Source organism: Phenylobacterium sp., assembly GCF_030654915.1.
Lineage (GTDB): Bacteria > Pseudomonadota > Alphaproteobacteria > Caulobacterales > Caulobacteraceae > Phenylobacterium.
Genome location: NZ_JAURWM010000345.1, coordinates 1 through 1602 on the forward strand (window position 1 = coordinate 1; position 1602 = coordinate 1602).

A 1602-nucleotide genomic window follows, 5' to 3' on the forward strand; every position below is an offset into this window, starting at 1 on the left:
CATGGGCGGACTACCGCCTGGCGGGTGATCGTCTCTATATCGACCATGTCGAAAGCCCCCCGGCCCTGCGCGGCACGGGCGCGTCCGGGCGGCTGATGGCCGCCTTGGCAGCCGACGCGCGCGCGCAAGGCCTGCGGATCACCCCGATTTGCGGCTTCGCAGCGGTTTGGCTGCGGCGCAGCCCCGAATTCCGCGATCTGGTGGGCTAGAAGCCCTAGTTGCGCGAGGAGATGGCTTCGAGGGTCTGGACCTTCATCTCACAGTCTTCGGCGATGCGACGAGACAGTTCGCGGACGCCGGCCGGATAGGCGTCGCCCCCGTCGGAGATCTCGGACGAAAGGCGTTCGACCTCGATGATCGCCGCCTCGAGCGCCCGCACGTGCTCACGGGCCAGGTTCTTGGCCTCGGCCTGCAGTCGGCGGATACGTTCGGAGAGGTCGCCGGTGGAGACAGTCTTGTTCTTCGCAGTCGAGTTGTCGGCCACGACAGACAACGGAGGAGACATGGTTCCAGCCCCTTGGCAGCGGCATGCCAGCGGCCCCCAACGGACCGCCTCGACCGCGCTGCCCCACAACAAATCTACGCCCAAAGCGGCGCTGTGGTTCCAGCGCCAGCCCGCTCACGCACGTTGTCTGGCGAGGTGTGGGCTTTGGGTGACAGCTGTGGCGGCTGGCTCACCACCCTGGCTGGCGAGCGACCAACTGCGCGTTTATTCGCCGGGGTCTCTGGCTACAGCTTGCCTTTCCGGAACCGCTCGGCGGCTTCGGCGCGCGCCTCGGCCCTTACGCGCTTGACGGCCCCGCGATCGACCTCTTCGCCCGGGGCGGTGAGGGCGTCGTTGGCGAATTCCAGGTCCATCAGCTTCAGGCGCTTGATCTCGTCACGCAGGCGCGCGGCGGTCTCGAACTCCAGATCGCCGGCGGCCTGGCGCATCTTGGCTTCGAGATCGCGCAGGGTGGCCTTGAAATTGTCGCCCATGAACGGCTTGGAATCCTCGGCGACGCCGACGGGAACCAGCACGCGATCCTTCTCGTAGGGGCTGGCGAGGATTTCCTTGATCTGGCTCTTCACGCTCTCGGGCGTGATGCCGTGCTCAAGGTTGTACTCCTCCTGTTTGGCGCGGCGGCGGTTGGTCTCGGCCATCGCCCGCTCCATCGAGCCGGTGATCCGGTCGGCATAGAGGATCACCTTGCCGTCCACGTTCCGGGCGGCCCGGCCGATGGTCTGGATCAGCGAGGTCTCCGAGCGCAGGAAGCCTTCCTTGTCGGCGTCGAGGATCGCGACCAGCCCGCACTCGGGGATATCGAGACCCTCGCGCAGCAGGTTGATGCCGATCAGGGCGTCGAAGGCCCCGAGCCGCAGGTCGCGGATGATCTCGATCCGCTCCATGGTGTCGATGTCGGAGTGCATGTAGCGGACCTTCAGGCCCTGCTCGTGCATGTACTCGGCCAGATCCTCGGCCATCTTCTTGGTCAGGACGGTGATCAGAGAACGATAGCCCTTGGCGATGGTGTCGCGCACCTCGGCGATCACGTCGTCGACCTGGGTGTGGTTGTTCTTGTTGACCGGGCGCACCTCGACCGGCGGGTCGATCAGGCCGGT

At 66.2% G+C, this 1602-nt stretch carries 3 protein-coding genes; 1 reads left to right on the plus strand and 2 read right to left on the minus strand.

Features of this window, described 5'->3' with window-relative positions; translation table 11 throughout:
* The coding region (locus tag Q7T84_RS17790; RefSeq protein ID WP_304811508.1) for a GNAT family N-acetyltransferase at positions 1-209 on the plus strand (209 nt) is incomplete at its 5' end.
* 5 nt (positions 210-214) lie between these two features.
* On the opposite strand, the gene Q7T84_RS17795 is transcribed toward Q7T84_RS17790, so the two are convergent.
* A complete protein-coding gene (locus tag Q7T84_RS17795) occupies positions 215-505 on the minus strand; it encodes a hypothetical protein (protein ID WP_304811510.1) in 291 nt (96 codons plus the stop codon).
* A 224-nt stretch (positions 506-729) separates the two neighbouring features.
* The coding region (locus Q7T84_RS17800; protein WP_304811512.1) for a helicase-related protein at positions 730-1602 on the minus strand (873 nt) is incomplete at its 5' end.